We start from the raw sequence: 25985 nt of genomic DNA on the forward strand, positions 1-25985 counted from the left end.
GCGGCGAATCAAGGGAGCTCTGCTGGCCCGACATTTGCTCATGGTCGCCGCTGGTCGGCACGGCACGTCGCCGGCGAACCAACCCCACGAGAAGAAACGGATTACTCATGCACAGACACGGATCTTTCGCGCACCTGTTCGGTCTCGGCGCCGTCGCCTTTGGGCTGGCCGGCTGCGACCTCGAAGCCCCCGAGTCGATCGCCGAGGACGACGCGATCGCGGCCGCCGAGATGGCCGACGAGCCGACGAGCGGCGCCCTGGCGAGCGGCGCCGTGCTCGACACCGTCGAGCTCGCCGACGGCTCCATCCTCCACTTCATCGACGTCGGCGACGGCGACATCGGCCTCCTTGAAGGTCGCGATCCCGCCCAGCCGTCGTGGATGGCGCGGATGATCCGCGACGAGGAGGCCACGCCGCTGGAGCTGTACCTCGCCGCCGACGGGAAGAACGACGCCGCGCGCGAGCGACTCGCGGCTCACCATCATCGCCTGGTCGAGACCGGCCCTCGCGCCTTCAAGGCCCCCTCCGCGCCCGCCGCGAGCGTTTACGACCTCGAGCTGGACGGCTACCACGACGGACACAGCATCTGCAACGCGATCGACTGGCCCGTCGCGTGGGCGAACGACCTCAACCCGGTGAGTGAGGTGCATGGGGCCGACTTCCGCGTCCAGGAGGAGGACAACGACTACGTCACCTTCTACCCCGGGACCGCGTACAACACCGAGATCTGGCTCGGCGTATGCGCGGCGGACCAGGGGACCTTCACGCCGCCCAACACGTGCACCTCCAACGCCTACGACGATCGCAATTTCTACGTCGACAAGCTGGTCAGCGGATCCTGGACGTCGGTATTGACCGTGAAGATCGAGGCCAAGGTGTGGGGGACCGCGTGCGGGGCCGGTTACGCGAAGAGCGCGTACACCTTCTACAGCGCCCCGCTCGGCGGCGCGCGGTTCCGTGGCCGCCTGCACCCGTTCTGGTCGGGTATCTGCCCCTCCTGCTACGGCGAATCGTTCGGCTGGGGGGTCGCCTACGACTCTCCGGACATCGAGGGTTGACGGTCCCTCCGCGAGACGCTGCGATTCGCAGGTGTCGTCAGCTGCGACGCGGAATCGATGCATGTCCGCGTGACAGCGTCGATCCAGCACTTGCACCCGCACCGAACCGGTGGTACCCCATTCGAGGCGTCGTCGCGTGAATCGGCGACGCCCTCCCCGGCAAATTTAAAATGGGGGATCCGGTCACGAGCCGGTTGACGGCGCGTGACCGGGCGCGTCAACCTTCGCCGCGAGGTAACCATCGATGTTCGAGTACAGCCCAGCATGGCCGCACGGGGCGCTGCAGGTTGCGTTCCCCGAGGTGTTCTTCGTCGTCGGCACCAACCGGACAGTCCACGCCGGCGTCGACTTTCAGACCAGCCGGACGATGACCGTCGTCCGCGAGGACGGGGCGCTCACCCTGCTGAACACGGTGCGCCTCGACGACGACGGGCTGGCCGCGCTCGAGCAGCTCGGGCAGGTCCGCCACGTCGTCCGGCTCGGGGCGTTCCATGGCCGCGACGACCCGTTCTACTGCGACCGCTACGGCGCGACGCTGTGGGCCCTGCCCGCCGTGACCCACGCCGACGGGCGCGCGACCGGGCGGGAGCTCGCGGTGGGCGGCCCGTTCCCGCTCGCCGACGGCCGGGTGTTCGAGTTCACCTCGGCCCGCTTCCCCGAGGCCGCGGTCCTGCTCGCGCGCGAGGGCGGGATCCTCATCACCTGCGACGCGATCCAGAACTGGACCGAGGTCGACCGCTTCTTCTCGCCCGAGTGCGGCCAGAGGTTCGTCGCCCAGGGCTTCATCCGCCCCGCCAACGTCCCGGCGACGTGGCGCCACGCCTGCCAGCCGAGCTCCGAAGACTTCGCCCGGCTGCTCGCGCTGCCGTTCCGCCACCTGATCAGCGCCCACGGCGAGCCGCTGCGCGACGAGGCCCACGCGCGGATCGCCGCCAGCGTGGCCGAGGCGTTCCCGGCGTGAGCGACGAGGCGGCCTCGCGCAGCCGTCCCCGTGGTGCCGACTCTTCTTCGAGGTGCGAATATTGATTGTCGTCACCGGCGGGCGGCGGTCCGGCGGTGCCGGCATCGCCGCTCGTGAGAAGCACCGGCGGCGACGGCCTCGCCGATGCCCGCATTCCCGGCGGTGCCGGCATCGACGGGAATGTCGCCCCATCGGCGGGCCGTGGCGACGGCGATTCGCTCGCGATCGTTCGTTCACGCCGCCCCGGCCCGCTCTTGCCCCCGCGGCCCCTCGCGGGGGCCTCGCCGGTCCGTGGGACTGCCACGGCGCGACCAGCGACAGCATTGCGAGACCTGGCGATCACGCGCCGGCCACCGCCGGCGAGCGCGCCGTGAGCAGCTTCGTCGGCCCTACTTCGCGGCCTTCGTCCCCGCTGCGGAGCTCGGCTCGGCGCGCAGCGTGATCCACTCGCTCGCCGTGATGCGACCGCGCAGCAGCGAAAAGTCGCCGGCGTCGCTCGCCACCGGCGGGAGATCCCTGTCCCTCCCGGTCAGCACGAACGCCGCCGAGCCGCGGGCCGGCAGCTCGACCGAGCGCTCGCCGCCCACCACCTCCACGTCGCCGCGCTGGGCGACCCCGCCGATGACGGCCAACCACTCCATCTGCGGGAAGTACTCCGTCGTGAATTGCTGCGGCTTCTTGCCGCGGTTGGTGACGGTGAGCTCGAGCCCGCAGGTCGACGCCTCGGTCGGGCGAGCGTCCCCGCGGCGGGCCGCCAGCTCCGCCCCGCACACCCGGCCCGTGACCTGAATCGACAGCTTGTCCGCGCGGGCGGTCCCGTCGGGGGACGTGGCCTCCTTGCGCAGCTCGGTGAGCCACGCGACCAGGTGCCCGTTCCACGCCTGTTCGATGGCGACCATCCGCTGCAGCCGCGCGCGGACCTCGGCGTCGGCCCAGCCGAGCCACAGCGCGGCCTCGGCGATCGCCCCGCGCGCCTCCGCGAGCGGCGGCGTGCCGAAGTTGCGCGGGCGGAACGCTTGCACCGCCGCGAGCTCGCTGTCGGCCTGCGCCAGCGCGTCGGCGACGAGCGCGAGCGCGGCCTCGCGGGCGACGACGTGGCAGACGAGCGCCTCGTCGCCGGCGCCCCCTGCGAACGGCGACGCGCCGGCGTACTTCGCCTTGACGAACGAGTCGGTGGCCGCGGAGCTCCGGTCGTCGAACGCCTGCACCACCACCGCCAGCTCGTCGCCCGGGGCCAGGCGCACGCCGGACAGCAAGAACGTCGCCGGCTCCGCGCTGCGGACCCGGGGGCCGTCCTGGCAGCGCCCGCCGAGGCGCACCCGACTGCGGCCGGCCTGCGCGAGCCGGACCTCGCACGCGATCACGCCGGCATCGAGGGCGCCCGGCTGCCACGGCCCGCCGACCGTTCGCAGGTCGACGACCGCGTCGGTGCTCGGGTGATACCAATTGGGCGCGCCCGGCGGCGGGGAGAACGGCGGGCATTCGGGCCAGCGGCGCACGCACGCGCCGTGCTCGGCGCTGCACTCCTCGTGCGTCGGGCAGCGCTGCGAGGCGGCGCACTCCTCGTCGCTGGCGGCGACGCACCAGCCGTCGGACAGCGAGCACGTGCCGTGGGTCGCGCAGCGCTGCGCGGCGCGGCAGTCGGCCTCGTCGACCGCCGCGCACTCGAGGCTGTTGTCGGCGCCGAGGAAGCTGCGCACCCGCAACGCCCCGCACTTGCCCTGCTCGCGGCAGCCCGGCGCGGCCTGGCACGCGCGGGCGAACGAGACGTAGCCCGGGCTCGCGCAGTAGCCCCGGTAGCAAGTCTCGGGGGCGTCGCAGTCGCCGTCGTCGTCGCACGGCTCGGCCGGCGTCCCCAGCACGTCGCAGCCGCGCGTGCAGCCGGCGAGCCCGAACAGGACGCACACGAGCGCGTGGCGGAGCGCGAGGACGCGGGGCATTGCGGGCGAGCAGGATACACAGTCTCGCCGCGCAAGGCTCGCTCGCGGCGAATCGAACCGCGCGGCTCGCAGCGCGATCGCGAGCCCTCGGGCTCTCCCCCGAGGGATCGCATGTCCTTTCAGACATCTCCTATCGTCGGCTCGGCCCACGACCCGGTCGCCAGCGATCGCGGCGAGAACTGCTCGAACTGCCAGCGCGACCGCAGCGCCCCGCGGCGGCGCACCACCTGCTGCGCCGTCACGCGCCACAGCCGCTCGGCGCCCTCGAACCGCGCCAGCTCCTCGCCCGCGAACACCTGCTCGGTCGGGCCGGTGACCTGCAGCAGGTCGCCGCGGGCGAAGTCGACGAACAGGAGCCCCGCTCGCGGGTTGACCAGCAGGTTGCCCAGCGTGTTGAAGAACAGGTTGCCGGCGAAGTCGGGGATCGTCAGCACCTCGCCGTCGACGCGCACGAAGCCCGGGCGGCCGCCGCGGTGCGACACGTCGACCCCGCGGCGGGCCGGGTCGCCGTCCTCGTCGACGTAGCTGGCGACGAAGAACGTGTCGGCCGCCGCGATCGCCGCGCGCGCCGCCTCGTCGAGCCCCGCCGTGCGCTCGGCCGGCGCCGCCTCGCCGCCGGTTTCCATCGGCGTGCGCGTCTGGATGTACTGCGGACAGTTGCCGAACGACCACTGGGCCGCCAGCGTGAAGCCCTCGTCGTCGCGCGCTCGCACCCGGCCGTTGACGCGGTTCCGGCGGCGCGTGGGCAGCTCGATCCCGAGGCATCCGATCGCCGCCCCGACGGCGATGCCGACGTCCGCCGGATCGCCCTGCCCCGGCAATGCGTCGACCCGCAGCGTCCGCGGATCGGGCGAGCGAGCGAACCCCGGCGCGCCCTCGACGAGCGTCGCCCACGGCGTCCCGGCCTCGTCGACCGCGCCGAGCACGAGGAACGGCAATTGCGCGTAGAACGCCCGGTGCTGGTCCGGCATGAAGTCACGGATCACGCGCCCGCCGATCTCGGCCATGCGCTCCGCGACCCCGAGCCGCGCCTGCAGCCGCACCTCGCCCGCGTGCCACGGACCGCGATGTCGCTCGCTCGTCGTCATGTTCGTCCTCCGCGTCGGAGCCTCACCCGCGCGCCAGCCCGACCGCGCTCGCCTGCATCGGCACGAACCCCCGCAGCGCCTCGACGCGGGCCAGCCACGCGCGGACCGCCGCGTACTCCGCGAGCGACACGTTGCCCTCGGGCGCGTGGGCCACGTACGCGTAGCAGGCGACGTCGGCGATCGTCGCCCGGTCGCCGGCGAGGAAGTCGCGGCCGGCCAGCTCGGCGTCCATCACCCGCAGCAGCGCGTGGGCGCGAGCGATCACCTCGGCGGCGTCGAACTTCGCGCCGAACACGGTGACCAGGCGCGCCGCCGCCGGCCCGGACGCCAGCGGCCCGGCCGCGACCGACAGCCAGCGCTGCACCGCCGCCGCCCCGACCGGGTCGCTCGGCGACCACGCCTCGCCGCCGTGCTTGCGCGCCAGGTACACCAGGATCGCGTTCGAGTCGGCGACGATCGTGCCGTCGTCGTCGAGCACCGGCACCTGGCCGAACCGGTTGAGCGCGAGGAACTGCGGCTGCCGCTGCGCCCCGGCCCGCAGGTCGACGTCGACGAGCTCGACCGGCAGGCCGAGCAGCGACAGGAACAGCTGGACCCGGTGGGCGTGCCCGGACAGCGGGTGGCGGTAGAGCTTGAGGGTGCGATTTCGCGTCATGGCGTGGCTCCGTGGAGACGCCGCGAGCATGGGCCGCCCCATCCACGGCAACAATCCGGCAGATTGACACTTCACCATTGCGCGTGCTGCAATAATCGCCGTGGACCGGTTCGACGCCATGGCCGCCTTCGTCGCCGTCGCCGAGCTGCGCGGCTTCGCCCCCGCGGCGCGCGAGCTGGGGCTCTCGCCCTCGGCGGTCACCCGCCTGGTGGCCGCGCTCGAGGAGCGGCTGACGACGCGCCTGCTGCAGCGCACCACCCGGTCGGTCAGCCTCACCGACGCCGGCGCGCGCTACCTCGAGCGGGCGCGGCGGATCTTGAGCGACCTCGACGAGGCCGAGGCCGCCGCCCAGGCCGAGCACGGCGAGCCGACCGGGCGCCTCGTCGTCGCCGCCTCCAACCTGTTCGGCCGGCTCGCCGTGGCCCCGGTGCTGTCGGACTACCTCGCGCGCCACCCCGGCGTCGTCGCCGAGCTCACCCTCTCCGACCGCAACATCAACCTCGTCGAGGACGGCGTCGACGTGGCGGTGCGGATCGGCGCGCTGTCCGACTCGAGCCTGCACGCGCGCCGGGTCGGCGCCACGCGGCGCGTCGTCGTCGCCGCGCCCGCCTACCTCGCAAGTCGACCGCCGCCGCGCACCCCGGACGAGCTCGCCGACCACCCCGTCGCCCAGTTCACCGGCCTCGACCCCACGCCCGAGTGGCGCTTCGTCGTCGACGGCCGCCCGCGGACGGTCGCCCTGCGCCCGGTGCTGGCGACCAACAGCGCCGACGCGACGATCAGCCACGCCGAGCGCGGCGGCGGCCTGACCATGGCGCTCGCCTACCAGGTCGCGGCCTCCGTCCGCGCCGGCCGCCTCGCCGTCGTGCTGGCCGAGTTCGAGCCGCCGCCCCAGCCGATCCACCTCGTCTACCCGAGCGCCCGCCTCGTCCCGGCCAAGGTCCGCGCGTTCGTCGACCTGGTCCTCGAGACATGTGACTGGAACTACGTCGCGCTGTGAAGCGCGTCGCCCCCGACCGCCTCGCGCTCGCACGGCGCGGCTCCCTGCAGTCTCTCCTGCGACCCGCGGCGCGCCTCGCTGCAATCGATGCACCGCCGCGACCTCCGGAGGGACGGCGGACCGACCGACCTGTCACGCCGGGCGAAGCTGTCGCGCTCGCGCACCGTCAGCCCCCCGACGCCGGCTCGGTGACCAGCACGCGCAGCACCAGCTCCGCGAGCGCGTCGACGGCTCGGGCGACGTCGAGCCCCTCCGGGCGGTAGAACGCGGCCGCGTGGGCCGCTCCCTCGACCGCGTGGTCGAGCACGAAGCGCAGCGCCTCCGAGTCCGCGTGCGGGCGCAGCTCCCCGGCCCGGCGGGCCAGGAACTCGCCGAACAGCGCGCTCGCGCGGGCTCGCAGGGCGTGGATCGCCGGACGGCGGCGGGTGACGTCGACGTGCTCGACCAGCTCGCGGTGCAGCGCCTGCGGCAGGCCGGGCGTCAGCACCAGCGCGCGCACCAGGGCCCGCACCGCCTCGGCCAGCGGCGCCGAGGCGTGCTCGACCAGCGCGTCCTGCACGGCGCGCAGGGTCCGTTCGGCGCCGCGCTCGACCAGCGCCCCCACGATCGCCTCCTTGCCGGCAAAGTAGCGGTAGACGAGCGCCACGTTGACCCCGGCGCGCGCGGCGATCCGGCCGGTCGTCGCGCGGGCGAAGCCGACCTCGGCCAGCACCTGCTCTGCCGCGACGAGGATCGCGTCGACGCTGGCGCGCGCGCGGTCCTGTCGCGGCGTCACGCGCCGGCGGGTCCGATCGCGGGGTGGCATCGAGCGCCGACCTTAGCACGCGCGCCGCCGCGACCGACCCGCGAGAAAATAAACCATCGATCGACCGGCGCGCCGCGCGTCCTCCCGTGAGCCTCCACGGGCCGCTGCGAGGCCATCGCCACCGGGCCGCGAACTGAGTCGTCACCGCCGGGCGTCGGCCGCATCCTCAGCGCATCGGCGCGACGTTCGCTCGCGCGTGGAGAACTCGGATGACCCTCGATCGATCACCCACCCCTGTCGCCCTCGTCACCGGCGCCTCTTCCGGCGTCGGCGCTGTCACGGCGAGCGCGCTCGTCCGTCGCGGCTGGCGCGTGTTCGGCACCAGCCGCCACGACAACGCCGGCCCCCCCGGCGTCGCGATGTTGACGCTCGACGTCGACGACGACGCCTCCGTGTCCGCCTGCGCGGCCGAGCTGTCGCGCCGCGCCGGCGCCCTCGACGTCCTCGTCAACAACGCCGGCCGGGCGATGGTCGGCGCCTGCGAGGAGACCGGCGCCGACGAGGCGCGCGCGCTGTTCGAAACCAATGTGTTCGGCGTCATGCGCGTCGTCTCGGCGCTGCTGCCGATGATGCGAGGGCGTCGGCGAGGCCACATCGTCAACATCGGCTCGCTGTCCGGCTTCGTCGGCGTGCCGTTCCACGGCGTCTACGCCGCCAGCAAGCACGCGCTCGCCGGCTACAGCGAGGCGCTGCGCGTCGAGCTCGCGCCGTTCGGCGTCGCCGTGTCCCTGATCGAGCCGGCCGCGCATCGCACGGCGATCGCGATGTCGCGCCCACGCACGCCGATGGCCGTCTACGATCAGGGGCGCGCGCACGTCGAGGCGATCATCCGCGGGCAGATCGATCGCGGCGCGAGCCCCGAGCGGATCGCCGCGGCCGTCGTCGCCGCCGTGTCGAGCCCGCGCCCTCCGTTCCGCCTCCGCGTCGGCGGCAAGGCGACCTATGCCGCCTGGGGCCGCCGCCTGCTGCCCTCCCGCGCGTTCGAGGCCCTCATCCGCCACGAATTCGGCTTGCCTGCGGCCACGCCCTGAGACCGGGCAAGCCGGCTAGCCCCGAAGGACATGTCCGGATGTACATGTCCGACCCGCACCTCTCACCCGCGGACGCGCCGAGCGGCACCGGCCTCGCCGGGTTCCCCGCGTCACGGCGACGCCATGAGAGCGCCCATCTCGAAGTACGGGCCCTTGCAGCGGGCGGGGATCGGCTGCTTGAGGAACCGGGCGTCGACGCCCTCGGGCGAGGCGAGGCCGCCGCTCATGGCGATGTGCTCGCCGACCCGCGCGACGATCTTGCCCTCGCGGTCGAGCATCACGCGCCGTTTGCCCTTGCGGTGGAGGTAATGGTCGGGCTGCCAGATCACGACGTGCCCGGGCGAGCCGTCGCCCCGGGTGACGCGCAGGCAGCCGTCGACGACGCTCAGCGTGCCCTCCAGGAGCGCGGTCATCATCATCGGGCTGCGCATGCGAAACTGCGGGAAGAAGATCGTGGGGTCGGGGTTGACCGGGAACGGCGGGCGGTCGCCGACCGGCTCGTAGACCGCCACGACGTCCACCTCGGGCGGCAGCACGTAGTTTTCCGCGGCCAGCGCGGCGTCGAGGGCCTTGCGATCGGTGATCTCCAGGCGGACGCGACCGGCCTCGATCGTCGACATCGACGTGACGCCGAGCGCGAGCAGTTTCTCGCCGACCTCGTGCTGCACCTGCCGCAGCCGCGCCTCGGGTCCGTCCGCGGGGACCGGGCTCTCCGCCGGCGTCGGTTCCGGCGCGCTCGGCGGGACCTTCGGCACCGCCGACACCCGTTCCGGCGCGCTTGGCGGGGCGGTCGTCTCGGCCGACGGGCACGCCCCCAGGACCCCCGCGAACACGCCGGCGACGGTGACGAGGTGCGTTCGGGTCCCGAGCATGCCCTACCTTACCGCAAACGTCGCTGCGACGCCCGCTCCGCGCTCCGACGCACGGCGCCGTAACAGCGAGCGGCGGACCGCGGAGCGCCTGGCGGGCGCGCGACGCCGCTCGCGTCGCCCTGGCCGGAGACGCCATGACCGATGCGTGTGGCCTGGACTCGACCGAGCCTGTCTCTCGCGCGAGACGCAGCATTCGATCCACCGTCGCTCGTCCCACGCCGAAGCTCTCGGCGCGCTGCTCGTAGGTCTGCACGTCCTGCGCGCGGCGCCGCAAAAGCTACCTCGGACGTGGTCGGGGCCGTCTTGATCCAGTCGCAGAGGATCGAGACGGCATGGACCTGCTGTCAGACCTCCGTGCATGGACTGTTCGTCGGAACGCCAGTGAAGGAGTAGGGATCGATGCCATCCTCACCCGCGCATTGGACAACAAGATTGTTCTGGCACTGCTCGAAAGCAGTACCGACGATCGCGGCCGATGCGGCGGAGGAGACGTATCTCCCGGTCTTTTGACACCTGGCGGACAACCGCAGGCCCAGTCTCTTGGATGCTCGGGGGACGGAACAATCATCGCCTCGCCCTCGTTGAGACGAGGAGCGCCGACGCGATCGGAGAGCGCCTCGACCAGCCCGCAGCCCTCGTGGGTGGCCAGGTGGCGGAGCACCTGCACGAACAGGTTGTCGGCGAGGCGCTGGAGGACGAGCTGCTGGCGGGCCGGGAGACGCGATCTCGGCAAGCATGAGGTCGACGGCGGGCCCATGGCCCTTCCCGCCGAGGCAGGCGCGACGGACAGCGCGAGCTCGGCCTCGTCGAGGGCGAAGTGGGTCGAGCCGACGACACGGGCGGCGGAGCGACTGCGCGAGCACAGTCGGAGCCGCGGGTCCGGCGAACAGGGCGCGCGTCGCTGTGAAATCGGCGGGGCCGCTCGCGCGGACCCGGGCGAACGGCGCTGGACGGAGCAGTACACCCTCGGCCGCGATCCGGCGGGCGCGTGGTTCCTCGGCGGCGAGCTCTCCGGGATCCGCGTCGGCGCCTCGATCGTGCTCTGCGGCCTCGACCGCATCGTCGTGCTCGCGGACGGCCGCTGCGGCGAGCACCTGCGCCGGCGCAAGCGCTGGACCGCGCGCGCGTGCGCGTGGGAGGTGGTCGAGGCCCGGCCCGAGCGCGTGACGCTGCGCGACGGCGCGGGCGCGTCACAGACGCTGCACGCGCGGGGCGACCTGCTCTTCACCACCCCGACCCCGACCTCACGCTTCGAGCCGATCAGGGAGGTCGAGCTGCGCTTTCACCTCCTCGTCGAGGCCCGAGAGCGCCTGCGCGAGAACCCCGGGCGATGAACGATCACCCCGAGCTCGGTCGTCTCCGCCCGGCCCGATCGCCGCGGCGCCGGATGATCGAGCCGAGGTTGGACGGTCGCCGCCCCACTCCGAGTGGCCGTTAAGACATGTCCTTCTGATCATATCCTCAAGAACATATCACAGTAGTCGAATGCACGGGCCTGCGGATGTACCCAGCCGCGAGTCCGTCGCGCGCTCGACTCGGCGGCGGCTGCGCCGATTCTTGCGGTGGTCGCCGAGCGCGGCGCAACGGCCGAGCTGCCGCGGCGACGCCGACGCTCGACCCTCTGCGTCGCGACATGTCTCTCGGGACATGTCAATGACCTCCCGGCGCTCACGCCGTCCGACCTACCCTTGAAGAGCGCGGTGGTGCGTCGGGCTCCGGCCCTGCCAGCGCTTGAACGCCTTGCTGAAGGACGGCACGCTCTCGTAGCCGACGCGCTCGGCGATCCGGGCGATCGTATCGTCGGTCTCGCGCAGCAGCTCGGCGGCGCGGGCCATCCGCCAGCGGGCGAGGTACTGGAGCGGCGGGTCACCGACGACCTGCGTGAAGCGCTGGGCGAAGCCGGAGCGGGACAGACCGACGAGCGCCGCGAGCCGGGCGACCGTCCACGGCTCGTTGACGCGGGTGTGCATGAGGTTCAATGCCTGATGCACGTGGGGGTCGGAGAGCGCCTCGACCAGGCCGCAGCCCTCGTGGGTCGGCAGGTGGCGGAGCACCTGCACGAACAGGACGTCGGCGAGGCGCTGGAGGACGAGGGTGCTGGCGGGCCCGGGCGACGCGATCTCGGCGAGCATGAGGTCGATCGTGGCCGCGCTCCACGGCCGCGGCGCGCCGCCGGACGAGGACAGCACCGCGACCGCGGGGACGCGCGCGAGCAGGACGGGTCGCACGCCGCCGGTGTAGGAGAAGAAGCCCGTGAGCAGGATGGTGAGCGCTCCGTCGCCGCCGATCCGGGCCGCGCCTTGGGTCGCGCAGCAGGGACCGTCGTGGACCACGAACAGCTGCCGCGCCCCTTCGGCGCGGAGGACGTGCGCCGTGCCGTGCGGGATGAAGACGACGTCCCCGCCGGCGAGGCGGCGCGGCGGCTCGCCGTCGACCTCCAACATAGCGTGCCCGCGGGCGATCAGGTAGAAGACGGCGCGGTCGCGCTGCGGGACGCGCAGGCCCCAGGGCGAGCGGGCCTCGAGGCACTTGAACAGGGCGTTCGGGAGCAGGGACACGCTCAGCACGTCGGCGAGGGCGTCGCCGCGGGGGTCCTGCAGGTCCAGCAGTTCTGGCGTCTTGGATACGAGATTTGGACGGCGAGCCATCGATCGTCCATACCGCGGGGCGTATGACTTGCCAATGAGCATTGCAACCACATCCGATTCGATCCTCGCCATGGGGGCGGCGCCGACCGACCCGGTCCTCGTCACGGGCGCGACCGGCAGGCAGGGCGGCGCCGTCGCGCGGGCCCTGCTCGCTCGCGGGGCCCCGGTGCGCGCGCTGGTGCGCGACGTGGAGGCGGCAGGGGCCCGGGCGCTGCGCGAGCTCGGCGCGACCCTGGTGCGCGGCGACCTCGACGAACCCGCGTCGCTGCGGGCCGCCTGCGCCGGCGCCCGCGGCGTGTTCTCGGTGCAGATGCCGAACTTGAAAAACCTCGAAGGCGACGACGAGCGGCGGCAGGGGAAGAACCTCGTCGACGCAGCGCGGGCAGCGGGCGTGCCGCAGCTCGTGCACACGTCCGTCTCGGGCGCGGGCGAGTACCAGCGCCGACAGCCGGGCTGGGGCACGCCGGAGTCGAACGTCCACTACTGGGACAGCAAGGCGTACATCGAAGATCTCGTGCGCGCCGCCGGGTTCCGCTCGTTCACCTTGCTGAGGCCGTCGTTCTTCATGGAGAACTTCGTGCGGCCGTCGTTCTTGTTCAAGAACTTCGTCGAGGACCGGCTGCTGACGATGCTCGCGCCGGACACGGTGCTCTCGATGGTGGCGGTGCAGGACATCGGGGCGGCGGCGGCCGCCGCCTTCTCGGATCCGGTGGCCTGGAACGGGGTCGAGCTGGAGCTGGCGGGAGACCGGCTGTCGATGCGGGAGATCGCGGCGGTCCTCTCGGAGGTGCTCGGCACGCCGATCGAGGCGCCCTCGCTCACCGCGGAGGAGGCGCTCGCCCAGGGGCTCTGGCGGCCCTTCGTCGTCTCGCAGCAGCGGATGAACGTCGTCGACAGCCCCGCCCGTCCGGAGCACGCGCGCGCCCGCGGGCTTGCGACCACCGAATTCAGGACCTGGGCGGAGGCGCATCTGCGGCGCACCGCGAAGGAGGCGAGCGCGCAAGGGTGAGCGTCGTCCTCGTCGCTTGCGAAGTCGAGGACGAGCGCGAGAAGGCGTGAACGTCGTCCTCGCCGCCTGCGACGTCGACGACGTCTCGGGCAACGAGACGGCGACCGGCGGCGAGATCCGCCTCGGCTTCGCGGGCTCGCTGTTCGCGCCCCGCCCGCCCCGGTCCGGCCGTGCGGTTCGTCATGACCCGGCGCCCGCCGCTCGCGCCGGGCCTGCTTTCGCGTCCGACCCGCGCCCGTAAGACCCGGCCCCGCGGGCCGCAGGCCGGCCACGTCGAAAAAAATTTTCGGCCATGTCACAACCGGCACTCGCCGCCTCGTCTTGTCCCGTGAGCGTGCAGCGAGCACGCAGGAGACGAACATGACGACCCCACGACTGCAGAGCAATCCGTTCAAACTCGCGCCCGAGGGTACCAAGGCGATGATGGCGCTCGAGGCGAGCTTCAAGTCGAGCGGCCTCGAGCAGAGCCTGATGCACCTGGTGAAGCTGCGGGCCTCGCAGATCAACGGCTGCGCCTTCTGCATCCACATGCACGCCACCGACGCGCGCAAGGAGGGCGAGACCGAGATGCGGCTCTACATGCTCAACGCGTGGCGCGAGTCGACCCTGTACACCCCGCGCGAGCGGGCGGCGCTGGCCTGGACCGAGGCCCTCACGCGCCTCGCCGACACCGGCGCGCCCGACAGCGACTACGAGCTGGTCAAGGCCCAGTTCAGCGAGGCCGAGCAGGTCCAGCTGACGCTGCTGATCGGCGCGATCAACGTGTGGAACCGGCTGCAGGTCGGCTTCCGCGCGCCCCACCCGGTGGACCCGCCGAGTGCAGCTCGCTGACGACGCGATGGCCGCCTTCGAGGCGCAGCGGCCCCGGCTGCAGCGCCTCGCGTATCGCATGCTCGGCTCCGTCGCCGAGGCCGAGGACGTCGTGCAGGACGCCTGGCTGCGCTGGCGCAAGGTCGACGCCCCGGTCGACGCCCCCGCCGCCTACCTCCGGCGGATCGTCGCCCGGCTCTGCCTCGATCGCATGAAGTCGGCGCGAGCCCGGCGCGAGACCTACGTCGGCGACTGGCTGCCCGAGCCGTTGCTCGCGCCGGAGTCGGACCCTGCCGACGACCTGACCCTCACCTTGATGCTGGCGCTCGAGCGCCTGTCGCCGCTCGAGCGGGCCGCGTTCCTCCTGCACGACGTCTTCGGCGTCGCGCTCGGCGAGGTCGCCAGCACCCTCGACCGCGACGCCGCCGCGGTCCGCCAGCTGGCCGCCCGCGCGCGCAAGCACGTCCAGGCGGCCCGCCCGCGCTACCGCGTCGAGCCGGCCGAGGCCGACCGGATCGCCCAGGCCTTCTTCGTCGCCTCGCGCGACGGCGACCTGCAGGCGCTGCAGGCGATGCTCGCCGAGGACGTCGTGATCCACGCCGACGGCGGCGGCCGGGTGCTCGCGTTCCGCAACCCGATCCGCGGCCTCGCGCGGGTGCTCCGGCTCTACCGCGGCCTGCGGCGCAAGTTCACCGAGCTGCCGGTCCTGCTGCGCCCGCTGGTGATCGACGGCCTGCCCGGCTACGCCAGCATCGATCGCGGCCGCGTGTTGCAGACCACCGCGCTCGAGCTGAAGGACGGCCGGATCGCCGCCATCTACATCGTCCGCAACCCCGACAAGCTGCGCCACGTGGCCGCCGCGCTCGCGGCCGAGCCGACGCAGCCATCGGCACTCTGAACATTGAGAGAATCATAGGACCACCGCCGAGGCGGTCGCAGCCGCGTCGCTCAGGTCAGCTCGACGCGCAGCACACCGTCGTGGCGAATATCCTCGACCTCCGCCAGCGCCTCTTCCTGCCCGAGCAGCCACGCCCGCGTCTCGGCCGCCGACAGCCGCAGGGCTCGCCCGTCGCGCCGCGCCACCAGCTGCGCTGCGCCGTCGCCGTCGACGAGCACCTCGATGTACACCGAAGCGCCGACCTCACCGGCGCTCGCGGCGATCTGCAGCACCCGCTCGACCGCCTGCAGGTGCCGCTCCCGGCCCTCGATCTCGTAGCGCCCGCGGACCACGCGTTCGTCCGGCTCGGCGTCCTCGATCACCTCGAACGCGGGCGACGGCGCGGACGCACCCCCCACGCCCGGACGCGTCCCTGCGCGCAGGCGATCGAGCCGCGCGGCGCAGGTGCTCGCGCGCTCCTCGGCGCGCGCCAGCTCGGCCTGCAGCTCGTACGCGCGCCGGACCGCCGCGTCGTGGCTGCTCCGCAACCCCGCGAGCTCCGCCTCGAGCTCGCCCGAGCGCCGCTGCGCCGCCGCGAGCGCGCCCCGCAGCTCGTTCAGTTGCTGCTGCAGCGCCGCGATCTCCTTGCCGCCGAACAGGGACATCGCCGGCGAAGGTACCAGAGTCGGGACGTCGATCGGCGAGGAGCGACCCGGTGCGGCCCGAGCTGGCGAGCCGCGACGAGCCTCGTCCCGTCCGCCGGGCCGCGCCCTGAGCCGACGCGCGCCCGTTCGTCGCCACCCGCGTGGCCCGAGCGCCGCGTCCCTGCTGGCCGCCACTCGCCCGGTCGAGGGCTCCTGCGGCCGTCAGTGACCGCCCGCCGCGTACAGCGGCAGCAGCGCGATCGTCTTGGCGAAGCCCGCCGGATCCTCGACCAGCGCCCGCCCGAGCTCGAGCGCCGCCTGGGCGCCCTCGGCGACGATCGACTTGGCGAGCTCGATCGACGTCGCGCTGCGATCGAAGCACCGCTCGGCCCGCAGGTCACCCACCACGACGATGTCGGCCGCCCCTTCGCGGGTGAACGTGCAGTCGACGCTGAACGCGAAGAACCGCGCCTCGTAGTCCCACTCGCCCAGCTCCAGCAGACAATCGTCGGCCGGGACCCACGCGTCCTGGCCCTGCGCGTACAGGCCGATGTCGCTTTGCCACACGCCGCGCTCGTTCAATTCGATGGCGACGCCGAACGCCACCGGGTCGCGCTCGTCGGCGGCCATGGCGAACGCGAAGCTGCGGTTATACGCCCCGGTGTGCTCATTGTCGGTCCCGTCGACCTCGCACGACGCCGTCGGGTCGTCGGCCCAGACCGCCCGCTCGTCGCCCAGCTCGCGCTCCTGCCCGTCGGAGGCGAGCACCAGCGTGGAGGTGACGATCGCCGGCTCGCGCTCGTGCCCCAGATCGGACACCAGCTTGCACGCGACGAGAGAACAGCCCAGCAGCAGAACAGCGGCCTTCATGACGACTTGCCCGGCAAGGATAAGCGCGGCCCAGCATACGCGGCGCGGCCGGCACTGTCACCGCTCGCCCGCGCCGGCGCACGCGCACGACGCGCTATGCAGGCTCGAGACCCCGGAGGCCACGGCGAGGTTCGCCGGGGTGCGGGCCATGGACTCCATCGACATGTCCGCAAAGACATGACCAGACGGTTCAGCCGCATCGCCGACGGAGCCTCGAGCGGCGCGGCCGAACCAGCGCGACCCGTGCCCCCGGCGAACAACCAGTGAGCCGCCCATGTCCCCGCCAGCGCCCGGACCTCGCGGCTCCCGGGGCGCGATTTCGCCGAGGCCCGTCAGCGACGCGGGCGGCCCGGGCGCGCGGGTTGCGGATCCTCCGCACCGCGCCGCGCCGCGTCGACGACTGCATCAAGACGACGGGCAACATCTCCGCGTCGGCCGCGGTTCTCCGCCCGCCCGGGCGTCAGGGCGATCCTGCGCGCACGGGCGCGACAATCGCCACCGCATCATGTTTTGCCGGAGGAAGTCATGAGCATCCAGAACTATATCGGACGAGTCCTCGGCGTGGCGATGGCCCCCCTCGCGTTCGTCGCCAGCGCGGTCCGCCGCGACCGGATCTTCCATCCCGACGGCGTGCTCTACCGGGCCGAGGTTCAGCCCGACGCGCACCACGCCGCGCTCAAGCCGCTCGCCAAGCGCCTCGGCGGGACCGCGCTGGTCCGCCTGTCGGGCGCGCTGTGGCGCTGGCCGCAGGGCCGCCGCCGCCCCGACCTGCTCGGCGTGTCGCTGCGCGTCCGCGGCAACGACGAGACCACCCTGCACCTCTTGCCCGGCGACCAGGACCTCTCGTTCGTCACCGCGACCACGGTGCTACGCATGCCGGTCTCGACGTTCGCCACCGACACCGGCGACTTCCTCGACAACACCTATCATTCGATCCTCCCCTACCGCCTCGACGACCTCGGCCGCGTCTACCTGCGCCTGGTCCCGCTCCAGCCGTCCCCCGCCGGCGCCGATCGCAACCAGCGGCTCGAGCTCGCCGTCAGCAAGAAGAAGGCGACCCTGCGCCTCGAGCTGCAGGCCGAGGCGCTCGGCGACGGCTGGCACTCGCTCGCCACCATCGACCTGCGCGAGCGCCTCCAGGTCGACGAGGACGCGTTCGAGCTCCACCCCGGCACCTCGGCGATGGGCCTCATCCCCGACGGGGTGATGCAATCGGCCCGCCCCGAGATCTACGCCGCCAGCGAGGCCGGCCGCCGCCTCACCGAGCGCTGACGGGCGAATCACCACACCCGGCGCACGAGCCGGCCGGCACGGACCGGCCGGGCCGACGACATGTGCAGCATACGGAGCGCCGGACCCGTCGACCGCCCGCGGCCTGCGCGTCCTCACGACCGGCGCACGCACGCGTATGCATCGATCACGGCGCGGACCCCACACGACGTTTTGGGGTAGAACCGGCGCCGCGCATGCGCCTCGCAGCCCTCGCGGCCGTTCCTCTGCTGCTCCTCGCCTGCCGCGGCGGCAGCCCGTCGCGCGCGCCCGAGACGACCGCGGGCGCGTGCCCGGTCGGCGCCGATCCGGCGATCCTCGCCCTCGGCGCGGCGTTCGTGCAGGCCCCGCCGAGCGTCGGCGTGTCGATCGGCATCCACCGCGCCGGCGCGGTCGAGTGCTACGACTTCGGCGTCATGAATCGGGCCACCGGCGCCCCGACGACGTCGCGGACCGTCTACGAGATCGGCTCGCTCACCAAGGTCTTCACCAGCGCGCTGCTCGCCCGGGCGGTGCATGACAAGAAGCTGCGGCTGGACGACGACATCCGCGCATATTTGCCCGCGGCCTATCCCAACCTCGAATACGACGGGCAACCCATCCGCGTCGTCCACCTCGCCAATCTCACCTCGGAGCTGCCCAACTGGCTGCCGGACCGACCGGAGCTGTTCGAGGACCTGCGCCCCGAGGCCATCCCCGCCGCGCTCGTCGCCCTGCACCGCGACTACGACCGCGACCAGTTTTACCGCGACCTCCACCGGGTCCAGCTGCGCGCGGCGCCGGGCGCCCGCCCCAGGCACTCCAACGTCGCGGCCCAGCTGCTGGCGCTCATCCTCGAGCGCGTCTACGACCAGCCCTACGACTCGCTGCTGCGCCAACACGTGCTCGGCCCGCTGGGCATGGAGCACACCGCGTTTCACGGCGACCAGTCGCCCGCGGCGCTGGCGACCGGCTACGACCAGGCGGGGCGCGTGATGCCGTACATGGACATGCAGGACCTCCGGACCGCCGGCGGTCTGACCTCGACCACCGCGGACATGCTCAAGTTCGTCGCGGTCCAGCTCGACGAGACGCGTGACGCGGTCGCGCTGAGCCACCGCGTCACGGTCGAGGCCGAGGGCGACGCAGTCGGCCTCCACTGGCACGTCGATCGCGGGCCCGAGGGGTCGCGGACGATCTGGCACACCGGCGGCACCTTCGGCTTCAGCAGCTACCTCGTCCTCCACCCCGCGCGCGAGCTCGGCATCGTCCTGCTCGCCAACGAGTCGGACCCCCAGGCCCAGACCCGGCTCGTCGCGCTGGCGGACGCGCTGGCGCAGCACCTGGCCGCCGGCGGCGAACGCCCCGCGGCGCCGCCGCGTTGAATCATCACACATGTCCACAAGGACATGCCGCGGGCGCCCGCCGCCCCTCACTCCGGGCGGCGCGCCCGGAACTTGAACGAACGGCCCGGCTCGGCCTCGACGGCGACGTCGACGAAGCCGACGGCGGCGAGCCGCCGCGGCAATTCGGGGGTCGACGAGGACCATCGCGTCGAACAGGTGCAGCAGGCGGAAACCCGCGCTCTTCATGCTGTCGGCGCCGGCGAACGTGCCCCCCGGACGGAGCACCCGCAGCGCCGCGGCGAACGACCGGTCCTGCAGCGCGGTGACGGCACGTGGTGCAGCGTCGTGAAGCAGGCCACCCCGCTGAAGCTGCCGGCGGCGAACGGTCGGCGCGTCGACGTGGGCGCTGCCGTCGCCCGCCGCCGCATCGAATCACATGGGCTTGAGGAGATCATCGCTTCGGTCCGGCCGCGCGGCGCCCGTACGCCGCGACGGATGAGGCGACTGCGCCGGCTTCGCCGCAGCGGCGGGCGGAGGCTGTGGCGGAGCGGACTGCGGAGGAAACTGCGTCGAATCGGGAATCGCGGGTGCAGGCAATGGCGTCGGAGGCGCTGGAGCCGCCGGAGTCGCCACTTCCTCCGCCGCCGGAGGCACGGTGGGCGGAGTCGGGCTCCACCGATACAGGGCGACCACCAGCCCGATTGCCGTGATTCCCCCGACGGCCAGCAGCGCGGTCCGCAGGCGACTGTCGAGCGCTCGCGCGGGCGCATCCGCCAGCGTGCCGCTCGCGGGCAACGTCGGCAGGAATTCCGCCGCGCGCGCCCCTGCCCGCGCGGCGCGGCTGCGGCTCGCCTCGCGCGCACGCTCGCCGGCGGCTTCGACCGCCGGCGCGCCGGTCCCCGGCAGGGCCGCGAACGCCTCGACCAGCTCGGCCGCGCTCTGGAACCGCTGCTCGACCGGCCGGGCCAGCGCGCGCTCGAAGAAACGATCGACCTCGGGGCCGAGGTCGGGCGCGACCTCCGAGGCGCGGGGGATCGGCGCGGTGCAGATCGACACGAACACGTCGCCGATCTCCCCGTCGCGGAACGGCAGCCGGCCGGTGAGGCAGCGAAAGGCGATGACGCCGAGCGACCACAGGTCGGTGCGATGATCGACCTGGGCGCTGCTGCGGATCTGCTCCGGGCTCATGTATCGCGGCGAGCCGAGCACCGCGTCGACCTGGGTCGGCGGGTCGCCGTCGATGACGCCCGTCGACTTGGCGATCCCGAAGTCGAGGATCTTCACCACCTCGTCGCCGGCCTGGCGCACCAGGAAGATGTTGGCCGGCTTCATGTCGCGGTGGATGAGGCCGATCTCGTGCGCCCGGCGCAGCGCCTTGCCCACGTCCTCGACGATCCGCCGCGTCGCCGCGAGCGACAGTCGCCGCTCGCGCGACAGCCGGGTCGCCAGGTCCTCGCCCTCGAGCAGCTCCATCACGATATAAGGAGTGCCGTCGTCGATGCCGTAGTCGTGGACCTGCACCGCGTGCGGGCTCTTCAGCATCGCCGCGGCCTTGGCCTCGCGCTCGAAGCGGCTGCGCAGCTCGGCCGAATCGGCGAGCTCGGGCGCCATGAATTTGACCGCGACGTCGACGTCGAGCTGGAGGTGGCGGGCGATCCAGATGCTCCCCATGCCTCCTTGCGCCAAGACGCGCTCGAGGCGATAACGAGCAGCGACGACCTTGCCTGCTTCGTGCGCGGCCACGCGGCAAACGTAATGCTGGAGCACGCTCGGTCGACCGGGCCCGACGCGTCGCGGGGACGCGAGCGGCTGGATGAGCACGATCGGCCCGGCGGAGCGGACGCGACAGGGCCCTGCGGCCCGCGGGCCGGTTCACGCGCAATACCCGCCTCGCCTCGCCTCCGCCGCGTTTCGGGCGCCGACGGCCCGTTCACGTCGAATTCACCGACGCGACCGCCCCGCCGAGTCGCAGCGGCGCCGCTCGCCCTGCAAGGCGTCGTCTCGTCGCGGTCCCGGGCCCGGACTCGCGGACGATGCGACCCTAGAGCGTCCCGCGGCGAAGCTCGAGCTCGATCGACCGCCGCCGCCGGAGCCACCCGAGCAAGCTACAGAGCCCCAAGGACATGACCCAAGAGACCTGTCCTTCTGAACTCACGCTGCAAAAACTCCCGCCGCCGGCGCCCCCGCCGTAGTACCCCGAATCGTCCACCGTGGCCGAGGCCAGCCGCCCCAGCGCCCGCGCGTTGCCGGCCGCGTCGTGAGCGACCAGCGCGAAGTGGTACGTCACGCCGGGGATGAGCCCGTCGATGAACACCGACGTCTGGTCGGGAGCGATGAAGTCGCTGCACACCCGGCTCCAGTCGAGCCGCTGCATCTGCGGGCTCACGCACAGCTCGCAAGCGTCGCTACACAGGCCCGCGTCGGAGTTCTGGTAGCCCTCGTCGCACTCCTCGCCCGGATCGACGCGACCGTCGCCGCAGATACCGAGGCCGTCCTCGGCGACCTTGACCAGCGATTGGGGCTGCCCGCCGCACACGCTGTCGACCGTATAGTAAGTCGTCCCGTCCGCCGCCGCGTCGCGCGCCGGCGCCGGGAACTCGAGCTCCGCCGAGTATTGCCACTCCGTCTCGCACAGCACGCGGAAGCCGGCGATGTCCTGCGAATCGGGCAAGCTCCAGCGGAGCTGCACGCCGCCCCAGCGCGGCTCGGCCCTCAGGTCGTACGGCAGCTCGTACGGCGGCTCGAAGTCGTAGCGCAGCAGCTCGCCCGCCGCCTCGGCGTCGTACACGAAGTCATCCGCCTGACAGCCCTCTGCCCCGTCGGCCTGCGGGTCGCACACCCACACCCCGCCCTCGCCCTCGCCCTCGCAGCCGCGCGCCAGCGCCGTGTACGACGACCCCGCCTCGCGCTGCGTGGAAGCGACGTAGCTGCCGAGGAACGCCGGGTGGAACAGCGCCGAGAACCCGGCCCGGAACGCCGCCGCCGGCTCCTCGAACAGCAGGCTACACAGCCCGTGGCGCCCCTCCGCCGCCTCGCGCCCGGCGCAACGATTGCCGAGGAGCCCGAGGATCGTCCGCTCCGCCGATCCCACCGCGCCTTCGGTCTGAAGCTCCGCCTGGATCGGCGTGCCGCACTCGCAGCGGGCGCGATTGACGAAGCGCTCGACGTCCTCGCCGTCGAGCGTCCGCAGCCGTTCGCCTTGCTCGTCGAGGATCGCGTAGCGCACCCGTACGTCGAACGATTCATCGACCGCGAGCGCCTGGCCCGTCGCCGCGAACATTCCCACACCGACGACCCACGGCGCGGCCGAACGATGCACCCATCCACGAGGCTCTCGAAGCATGGCCGTCCAACCCGGCCGCTCCTGGGAGTATTCCCCGCCTTTCCTGCGTCGCGGTGCCGACCTCCGCACGCACCTCGCCGGCGCGCGCCCGGCCCTTGCACGCGCCGCCGGCCGTGCTATGGGTCCGCGTTCACGCCCTCGCCGCGCCCCCGCGAACAATCATCACGCCCGCCCGCACCTCGCTGAACCCTCGCCGGTCTGCGATCATTCACCGCACCACGGCTTTTGCCGGCATCCGACCCGACCGAGGATTCACCGGTCCGACGAATCGCCCCGCTATCGTTTTTTGCGCGTCGCCGCCGACTGCATCGCGTACGCGATCCCGTGCTCGAGGCTGGGCAGCGTCTGCGCCCCGCCGAAGTCGGCCCCGAGCTCGACGAGCACGCGCGCCACCTCCGGCTTGATACCCGTGAGCACCAGCTCCGCGCCGAGCAGCCGCACCGCGCGGGTCACGTCCGCCAGCGCCCGCGCCGCCACCTCGTCGACCCGCGGCACCCCGGTGACGTCGAGCAGCACGAACGCGGCCCGCCGCGCCTGCACCCCCTCGAGGATCGCCTCGAGCAGGCGGCCCGCGCGCTCCGCGTCGACGTCGCCGACCAGCGGCACCGCGACCACGTGGCGGGCGATCGGCACCAGCGGGGTCGACAGCGCCAGCAGCGTCGCCCGCTGGGCCTCGATCACCTGCTGCTGCAGCGCCACGTGCTCGGCCGCCGCCGCCTCGAGCGCCGCCGTCCGCTCGGCCACGCGGGCCTCGAGCTCCGCGTTGAGGCGCAGCACCGCCTCGCGGTCACGCCGCTGCTCGGTGATGTTGCGGACGACCTTGACGAGGCCGTCCTCGCCGACCCGGATCACCCGCGCCTCGAACCACTCGATCGTGCCGCCCATCTCGAGCGGGTACTCGAGGCGAGCCTTGCCCGTCGGGCCCGCCGCGGTCGCAAACGTCGCCTCGAACTGCGCGCCGACCTCGGGCGGCAGCACGTCCTGCATGCGCTTGCCGATGAAGAACTCGGGCGGCACGTACAGCGGGGTCGACGGGCTGGCGAGAAAGTGCGTGATCGTGCCGTCGAGGCGCAGCTGGAAGAACAGGTCGGGCAACCCGCGGTAGAGGATCTCGAGCGCCGCCGCCAGCTTCAGCCGCTCCTCGGTCGCCCGCTGCGTCTCGGCGGCCTCGCGCTCGAGCCGGGCGATGCGGGCCCGCAGATCATCGTTCTCGGCGCGTAGGCTGGCGACGGTCGCGGTCTCTTCCATGGTGCGGCGGGGACGATAACCGAGGCCGGCGCAGCGACGTGCCCGCCGTTGCGGTCGACCCTTGCGCGAAGTCACCACGGCGGCGCGCGCTCTCGAGCCCGCACTGCGGCGCACATGCCCTCCGCGGGCAGATTGCGAAGCCCCGTTCACGGCGCCGCGCCGAGGGACGTCCAGGAATGCGTCGATCTGCGGACCTCATTCACGTCACTCGCTGTAACACGTATCATCACAGTTCGAACGTCGCGCGCGCAGCCGCGCCGCAATGTGAGCAGTGGCTTGCGCGCAGGGGTCGTCATTTCCATGGCCGTCGCGCGGCGACGCCCTAGGCATCTCGCCCACGGGAATCGCCACCCTCGGCAAAACTCCCGGCCCGGCCCCGCGTCCTGCCGTGTGCGCGCGGGCTCGCGTGATAACGTCGCCATCGTGCCCCGCATGTCGACGATCCAGCGCTCGCTGCTCTTGCCGGTGCTCGTCGCGCTCGGCTGCCCGCAGGGCGGCGATGTCGCCACGCAGGGCGACCCGAGCACCACCGGCGACGCGGCCACCGGCGCCGCCACCGGCACCGACGTCCCGACCACCAGCGCCAGCGGCCCCGGGCCGACCTCGAGCGACACCGGCGCGACGGGTGACACCGGCGACACCGGCGACACCGGCGAGCCCCCCGGCGAGCCGTCCGGCAACGCGCTCGATCAGAACGCCCTGTTCACCTGCGACGACCGCCCCGCCCTGCCGCCGGCCGACCTCCGCCTGATCGACCGGGACGAGTGGACGCGGAGCGTCGGCACCTGGTCCGGCACCGACCTCGCCAACAACCCGCTGTACCCGCGGGCCGCCCACCGCTACTCGACCTACAGCGACGACGAGGCGCTCGACCCCAGCGTCCTCTCGCTCTACCTCGACGTCGTCGGCGGCTCGGGCACCTCGTGGACGATCGGCAAATGGGACGTCGGCCGCGTGCGCACCGTGATCGAAGATCCCGAGTGCCAGTGCTTCCTCGCCGACGCCGCGCCCACGCCGGAGTGCGTCGATTACTTCGTCCGCCGCTACCTCGAATTCGGCGCGGTCTACCGCCCCGCCAGCGACGAGCAATTCGCGGCGCTCCGCGAGTTCGCCCAGTCGGTGCTCGCGGCCGAGGCCGGCGTCGAGTCGCGCCCGGCGACGATCAAGCGGATCGCCGCGGCCGCGTGGATGACCACCGCCGCGCTGTACCGGCCCGAGCTCGGCGAGGGCCAGCCCGACGAGCACGGCCGCCTGCGGCTCGGCGACTGGGAGCTGGCGCAGGCGATCGCCTACGCGCTGACGCGCGCCCCGGCCGGGGTCCCGAGCGTCAACCGCACCTACGAGGCCGGCTTCACCAAGGGCGACCTCGACGGCGACCTCGGCGACTTCCTCGACGCCGCCGCCGACGGCACGATCAAGGACCCCGACGTCGTCGCCACCCTCGTCCGCGCGCACATCGGCGGCCTCGACGAGGAGCGCCGCGACCTCCTGTTCGAGCCGCACGACGGGCGCTGGTGGGAGAACCAGGGCGAGTACTGGATGGCCACCGGCGTGCGCGCGTTCTTCCGCGAGTGGCTCGGCTACGGCGGCCTGGCCGACAAGCCGCCGAAGGTCGAGGTCGCCAAGACCTCCGGGTGGATGGGCACCGCCGTCGAGTTCAGCTACGAGAATACGATCTCCGGCATCTACGGCTACGAGAACACGCTCGTCACCCAGCTCGACGACATGATCGCGCGGATCGTCGCCGGCGACCAGGACGTCTACAGACAATTGCTGACCTCGCGCCTGTTCTACACCCCGGCCACCGAGGGCTATCAGGAGGGCGAGAGCTCGATCTGGAAGTCGACCGCCGAGATGAACCGCGTCTACAACGTCCAGGGCGTCACCCCGCAGACCCGCGAGGCGCGCTGGAAGGAGCTGCCGGAGAACGAGCGCGCCGGCGTGCTCACCCACCCGGCGTGGCTCGGCGCGCACTCGCTGTCGTTCGAGAACGACCCCAACCTGGTCCACCGCGGCAAGTGGATCCGCGAGGAGCTGCTGTGCCAGAACATCCCCGACCTGCCGCTCAACGTCGACGCCATGCTGTCCGAGGAGTCGCGCGAGCAGTCGGCGCGCCAGCGGATCTCCGAGCAGATCGACGCCGACCCGTACTGCAACGGTTGCCACCAGATGATGAACCCGCTCGGCTATCCGTTCGAGATCTACAACCACGCCGGGTTCCTCCGCGTCGAGGATCACGGCGGCCCGCCGAACGGCACCAGCGTGCTCGCCAACATGCCGGCGCCCGAGCTCGACGGCGCGGTCACCAGCGCCATCGACCTCAGCGTCCGCCTCGCCGGCTCGAAGTACGCCAAGCGCTGCTTCATGCGCCAGGCCTTCCGCTTCTTCGCCGGCCGCGAGGAGACGATGCACGACGGCTGCACCCTGGTGGCGATGGAGACCGCCTACGACGAGAGCGGCGGCTCGTTCACCGAGCTGCTGATCGCCCTGTTCAACAGCGACAGCTTCCAGTACCGCGTGCCCGAGTGAGCG

At 72.8% G+C, this 25985-nt stretch carries 22 protein-coding genes; 11 read left to right on the forward strand and 11 right to left on the reverse strand.

The window, feature by feature from the left end; all coding sequences use genetic code 11:
* The first annotated feature begins 107 nt into the window (after positions 1-107).
* Together NAEX_RS11015 and NAEX_RS11020 are read left to right on the forward strand one after the other, a co-directional pair.
* Positions 108-1058 (forward strand): hypothetical protein, encoded by a 951-nt coding sequence (locus NAEX_RS11015; protein WP_096327467.1) that lies wholly within the window; start codon positions 108-110, stop codon positions 1056-1058.
* 244 nt (positions 1059-1302) lie between these two features.
* Positions 1303-2019 carry an MBL fold metallo-hydrolase gene (locus tag NAEX_RS11020; RefSeq protein ID WP_096327468.1) on the forward strand — a complete coding sequence of 239 codons (717 nt, stop codon included), beginning with the start codon at positions 1303-1305 and terminating at the stop codon, positions 2017-2019.
* Between the two features lie 389 nt (positions 2020-2408).
* Here NAEX_RS11020 and NAEX_RS11025 read toward each other — a convergent pair whose 3' ends face one another.
* From NAEX_RS11025 to NAEX_RS11035, 3 genes are all read right to left on the reverse strand, one after another.
* The gene (locus NAEX_RS11025; RefSeq protein WP_096327469.1) at positions 2409-3959 is read right to left on the reverse strand and encodes a hypothetical protein; all 1551 of its coding nucleotides are present in this window, start codon (positions 3957-3959) and stop codon (positions 2409-2411) included.
* A 119-nt stretch (positions 3960-4078) separates the two neighbouring features.
* Entirely contained in the window at positions 4079-5047 is a 969-nt protein-coding gene (locus NAEX_RS11030; protein WP_096327470.1) for a pyridoxamine 5'-phosphate oxidase family protein, read from the reverse strand.
* Between the two features lie 22 nt (positions 5048-5069).
* Positions 5070-5702: a glutathione S-transferase family protein gene (locus NAEX_RS11035; protein ID WP_096327471.1), complete on the reverse strand. Its 633-nt coding sequence runs from the start codon at positions 5700-5702 to the stop codon at positions 5070-5072.
* A gap of 100 nt (positions 5703-5802) precedes the next feature.
* Between NAEX_RS11035 and NAEX_RS11040 the strand changes: the two genes are divergently transcribed.
* Positions 5803-6702: a LysR family transcriptional regulator gene (locus NAEX_RS11040; protein WP_096327472.1), complete on the forward strand. Its 900-nt coding sequence runs from the start codon at positions 5803-5805 to the stop codon at positions 6700-6702.
* Between the two features lie 166 nt (positions 6703-6868).
* Here NAEX_RS11040 and NAEX_RS11045 read toward each other — a convergent pair whose 3' ends face one another.
* Positions 6869-7507, reverse strand: coding sequence for a TetR/AcrR family transcriptional regulator (locus NAEX_RS11045; protein WP_096327473.1), 639 nt, complete (start codon positions 7505-7507; stop codon positions 6869-6871).
* Between the two features lie 209 nt (positions 7508-7716).
* On the opposite strand from NAEX_RS11045, the gene NAEX_RS11050 reads away from it, so the two are divergent.
* A complete protein-coding gene (locus tag NAEX_RS11050; RefSeq protein ID WP_096327474.1) occupies positions 7717-8538 on the forward strand; it encodes an SDR family NAD(P)-dependent oxidoreductase in 822 nt (273 codons plus the stop codon).
* Between the two features lie 110 nt (positions 8539-8648).
* Here the strand turns inward: NAEX_RS11050 and NAEX_RS11055 are convergent, their stop codons facing one another.
* On the reverse strand, positions 8649-9410 hold the full coding sequence (locus NAEX_RS11055) for a hypothetical protein (RefSeq protein ID WP_096327475.1): 762 nt from the start codon (positions 9408-9410) through the stop codon (positions 8649-8651).
* Between the two features lie 755 nt (positions 9411-10165).
* Between NAEX_RS11055 and NAEX_RS11065 the strand changes: the two genes are divergently transcribed.
* Positions 10166-10744 carry a hypothetical protein gene (locus NAEX_RS11065; protein ID WP_096327477.1) on the forward strand — a complete coding sequence of 193 codons (579 nt, stop codon included), beginning with the start codon at positions 10166-10168 and terminating at the stop codon, positions 10742-10744.
* A gap of 348 nt (positions 10745-11092) precedes the next feature.
* On the opposite strand, the gene NAEX_RS11070 is transcribed toward NAEX_RS11065, so the two are convergent.
* Positions 11093-12058 (reverse strand): AraC family transcriptional regulator, encoded by a 966-nt coding sequence (locus tag NAEX_RS11070; RefSeq protein ID WP_096327478.1) that lies wholly within the window; start codon positions 12056-12058, stop codon positions 11093-11095.
* 34 nt (positions 12059-12092) lie between these two features.
* Between NAEX_RS11070 and NAEX_RS11075 the strand changes: the two genes are divergently transcribed.
* The 3 genes from NAEX_RS11075 to NAEX_RS11090 all read left to right on the forward strand — a co-directional run bounded on the left by NAEX_RS11075 (position 12093) and on the right by NAEX_RS11090 (position 14775).
* Positions 12093-13067, forward strand: coding sequence for an NmrA/HSCARG family protein (locus NAEX_RS11075; RefSeq protein ID WP_245913677.1), 975 nt, complete (start codon positions 12093-12095; stop codon positions 13065-13067).
* A gap of 360 nt (positions 13068-13427) precedes the next feature.
* Complete coding sequence (locus NAEX_RS11085; RefSeq protein WP_096327481.1) at positions 13428-13898, forward strand: carboxymuconolactone decarboxylase family protein; 471 nt, start codon at positions 13428-13430, stop codon at positions 13896-13898.
* A gap of 7 nt (positions 13899-13905) precedes the next feature.
* Positions 13906-14775 (forward strand): sigma-70 family RNA polymerase sigma factor, encoded by an 870-nt coding sequence (locus tag NAEX_RS11090; RefSeq protein WP_096333580.1) that lies wholly within the window; start codon positions 13906-13908, stop codon positions 14773-14775.
* A 50-nt stretch (positions 14776-14825) separates the two neighbouring features.
* On the opposite strand, the gene NAEX_RS11095 is transcribed toward NAEX_RS11090, so the two are convergent.
* Positions 14826-15419, reverse strand: a complete 594-nt coding sequence (locus NAEX_RS11095; protein WP_096327482.1) for a hypothetical protein — start codon at positions 15417-15419, stop codon at positions 14826-14828.
* A gap of 201 nt (positions 15420-15620) precedes the next feature.
* Entirely contained in the window at positions 15621-16268 is a 648-nt protein-coding gene (locus NAEX_RS11100; RefSeq protein WP_096327483.1) for a hypothetical protein, read from the reverse strand.
* A gap of 525 nt (positions 16269-16793) precedes the next feature.
* On the opposite strand from NAEX_RS11100, the gene NAEX_RS11105 reads away from it, so the two are divergent.
* Complete coding sequence (locus NAEX_RS11105; RefSeq protein ID WP_096327484.1) at positions 16794-17540, forward strand: hypothetical protein; 747 nt, start codon at positions 16794-16796, stop codon at positions 17538-17540.
* Between the two features lie 194 nt (positions 17541-17734).
* Positions 17735-18901 (forward strand): serine hydrolase domain-containing protein, encoded by a 1167-nt coding sequence (locus tag NAEX_RS11110; protein WP_096327485.1) that lies wholly within the window; start codon positions 17735-17737, stop codon positions 18899-18901.
* 393 nt (positions 18902-19294) lie between these two features.
* On the opposite strand, the gene NAEX_RS11115 is transcribed toward NAEX_RS11110, so the two are convergent.
* The 3 genes from NAEX_RS11115 to NAEX_RS11125 form a co-directional block, all read right to left on the reverse strand.
* Positions 19295-20605: a serine/threonine-protein kinase gene (locus tag NAEX_RS11115; RefSeq protein ID WP_096327486.1), complete on the reverse strand. Its 1311-nt coding sequence runs from the start codon at positions 20603-20605 to the stop codon at positions 19295-19297.
* A 298-nt stretch (positions 20606-20903) separates the two neighbouring features.
* Complete coding sequence (locus NAEX_RS11120) at positions 20904-22181, reverse strand: hypothetical protein (protein ID WP_143140984.1); 1278 nt, start codon at positions 22179-22181, stop codon at positions 20904-20906.
* Between the two features lie 300 nt (positions 22182-22481).
* The gene (locus NAEX_RS11125) at positions 22482-23453 is read right to left on the reverse strand and encodes an STAS domain-containing protein (RefSeq protein WP_096327488.1); all 972 of its coding nucleotides are present in this window, start codon (positions 23451-23453) and stop codon (positions 22482-22484) included.
* Between the two features lie 432 nt (positions 23454-23885).
* On the opposite strand from NAEX_RS11125, the gene NAEX_RS11130 reads away from it, so the two are divergent.
* Positions 23886-25982: a DUF1588 domain-containing protein gene (locus NAEX_RS11130; protein ID WP_096327489.1), complete on the forward strand. Its 2097-nt coding sequence runs from the start codon at positions 23886-23888 to the stop codon at positions 25980-25982.
* Positions 25983-25985: the final 3 nt, after the last annotated feature.

This window comes from Nannocystis exedens (assembly GCF_002343915.1).
In the GTDB taxonomy this organism is placed as follows: domain Bacteria; phylum Myxococcota_A; class Polyangia; order Nannocystales; family Nannocystaceae; genus Nannocystis; species Nannocystis exedens.

Bases quoted from the DNA above. Each gene is read 5' to 3' on its own strand.
- NAEX_RS11015 (WP_096327467.1), top strand. From the start codon at position 108: ATGCACAGACACGGATCTTTCGCGCACCTGTTCGGTCTCGGCGCCGTC.
- NAEX_RS11020 (WP_096327468.1), top strand. From the start codon at position 1,303: ATGTTCGAGTACAGCCCAGCATGGCCGCACGGGGCGCTGCAGGTTGCG.
- NAEX_RS11025 (WP_096327469.1), bottom strand. From the start codon at position 3,959: ATGCCCCGCGTCCTCGCGCTCCGCCACGCGCTCGTGTGCGTCCTGTTC.
- NAEX_RS11030 (WP_096327470.1), bottom strand. From the start codon at position 5,047: ATGACGACGAGCGAGCGACATCGCGGTCCGTGGCACGCGGGCGAGGTG.
- NAEX_RS11035 (WP_096327471.1), bottom strand. From the start codon at position 5,702: ATGACGCGAAATCGCACCCTCAAGCTCTACCGCCACCCGCTGTCCGGG.
- NAEX_RS11045 (WP_096327473.1), bottom strand. From the start codon at position 7,507: ATGCCACCCCGCGATCGGACCCGCCGGCGCGTGACGCCGCGACAGGAC.
- NAEX_RS11050 (WP_096327474.1), top strand. From the start codon at position 7,717: ATGACCCTCGATCGATCACCCACCCCTGTCGCCCTCGTCACCGGCGCC.
- NAEX_RS11055 (WP_096327475.1), bottom strand. From the start codon at position 9,410: ATGCTCGGGACCCGAACGCACCTCGTCACCGTCGCCGGCGTGTTCGCG.
- NAEX_RS11065 (WP_096327477.1), top strand. From the start codon at position 10,166: ATGGCCCTTCCCGCCGAGGCAGGCGCGACGGACAGCGCGAGCTCGGCC.
- NAEX_RS11070 (WP_096327478.1), bottom strand. From the start codon at position 12,058: ATGGCTCGCCGTCCAAATCTCGTATCCAAGACGCCAGAACTGCTGGAC.
- NAEX_RS11075 (WP_245913677.1), top strand. From the start codon at position 12,093: ATGAGCATTGCAACCACATCCGATTCGATCCTCGCCATGGGGGCGGCG.
- NAEX_RS11085 (WP_096327481.1), top strand. From the start codon at position 13,428: ATGACGACCCCACGACTGCAGAGCAATCCGTTCAAACTCGCGCCCGAG.
- NAEX_RS11090 (WP_096333580.1), top strand. From the start codon at position 13,906: ATGGCCGCCTTCGAGGCGCAGCGGCCCCGGCTGCAGCGCCTCGCGTAT.
- NAEX_RS11095 (WP_096327482.1), bottom strand. From the start codon at position 15,419: ATGTCCCTGTTCGGCGGCAAGGAGATCGCGGCGCTGCAGCAGCAACTG.
- NAEX_RS11100 (WP_096327483.1), bottom strand. From the start codon at position 16,268: ATGAAGGCCGCTGTTCTGCTGCTGGGCTGTTCTCTCGTCGCGTGCAAG.
- NAEX_RS11105 (WP_096327484.1), top strand. From the start codon at position 16,794: ATGAGCATCCAGAACTATATCGGACGAGTCCTCGGCGTGGCGATGGCC.
- NAEX_RS11110 (WP_096327485.1), top strand. From the start codon at position 17,735: ATGCGCCTCGCAGCCCTCGCGGCCGTTCCTCTGCTGCTCCTCGCCTGC.
- NAEX_RS11125 (WP_096327488.1), bottom strand. From the start codon at position 23,453: ATGGAAGAGACCGCGACCGTCGCCAGCCTACGCGCCGAGAACGATGAT.
- NAEX_RS11130 (WP_096327489.1), top strand. From the start codon at position 23,886: ATGTCGACGATCCAGCGCTCGCTGCTCTTGCCGGTGCTCGTCGCGCTC.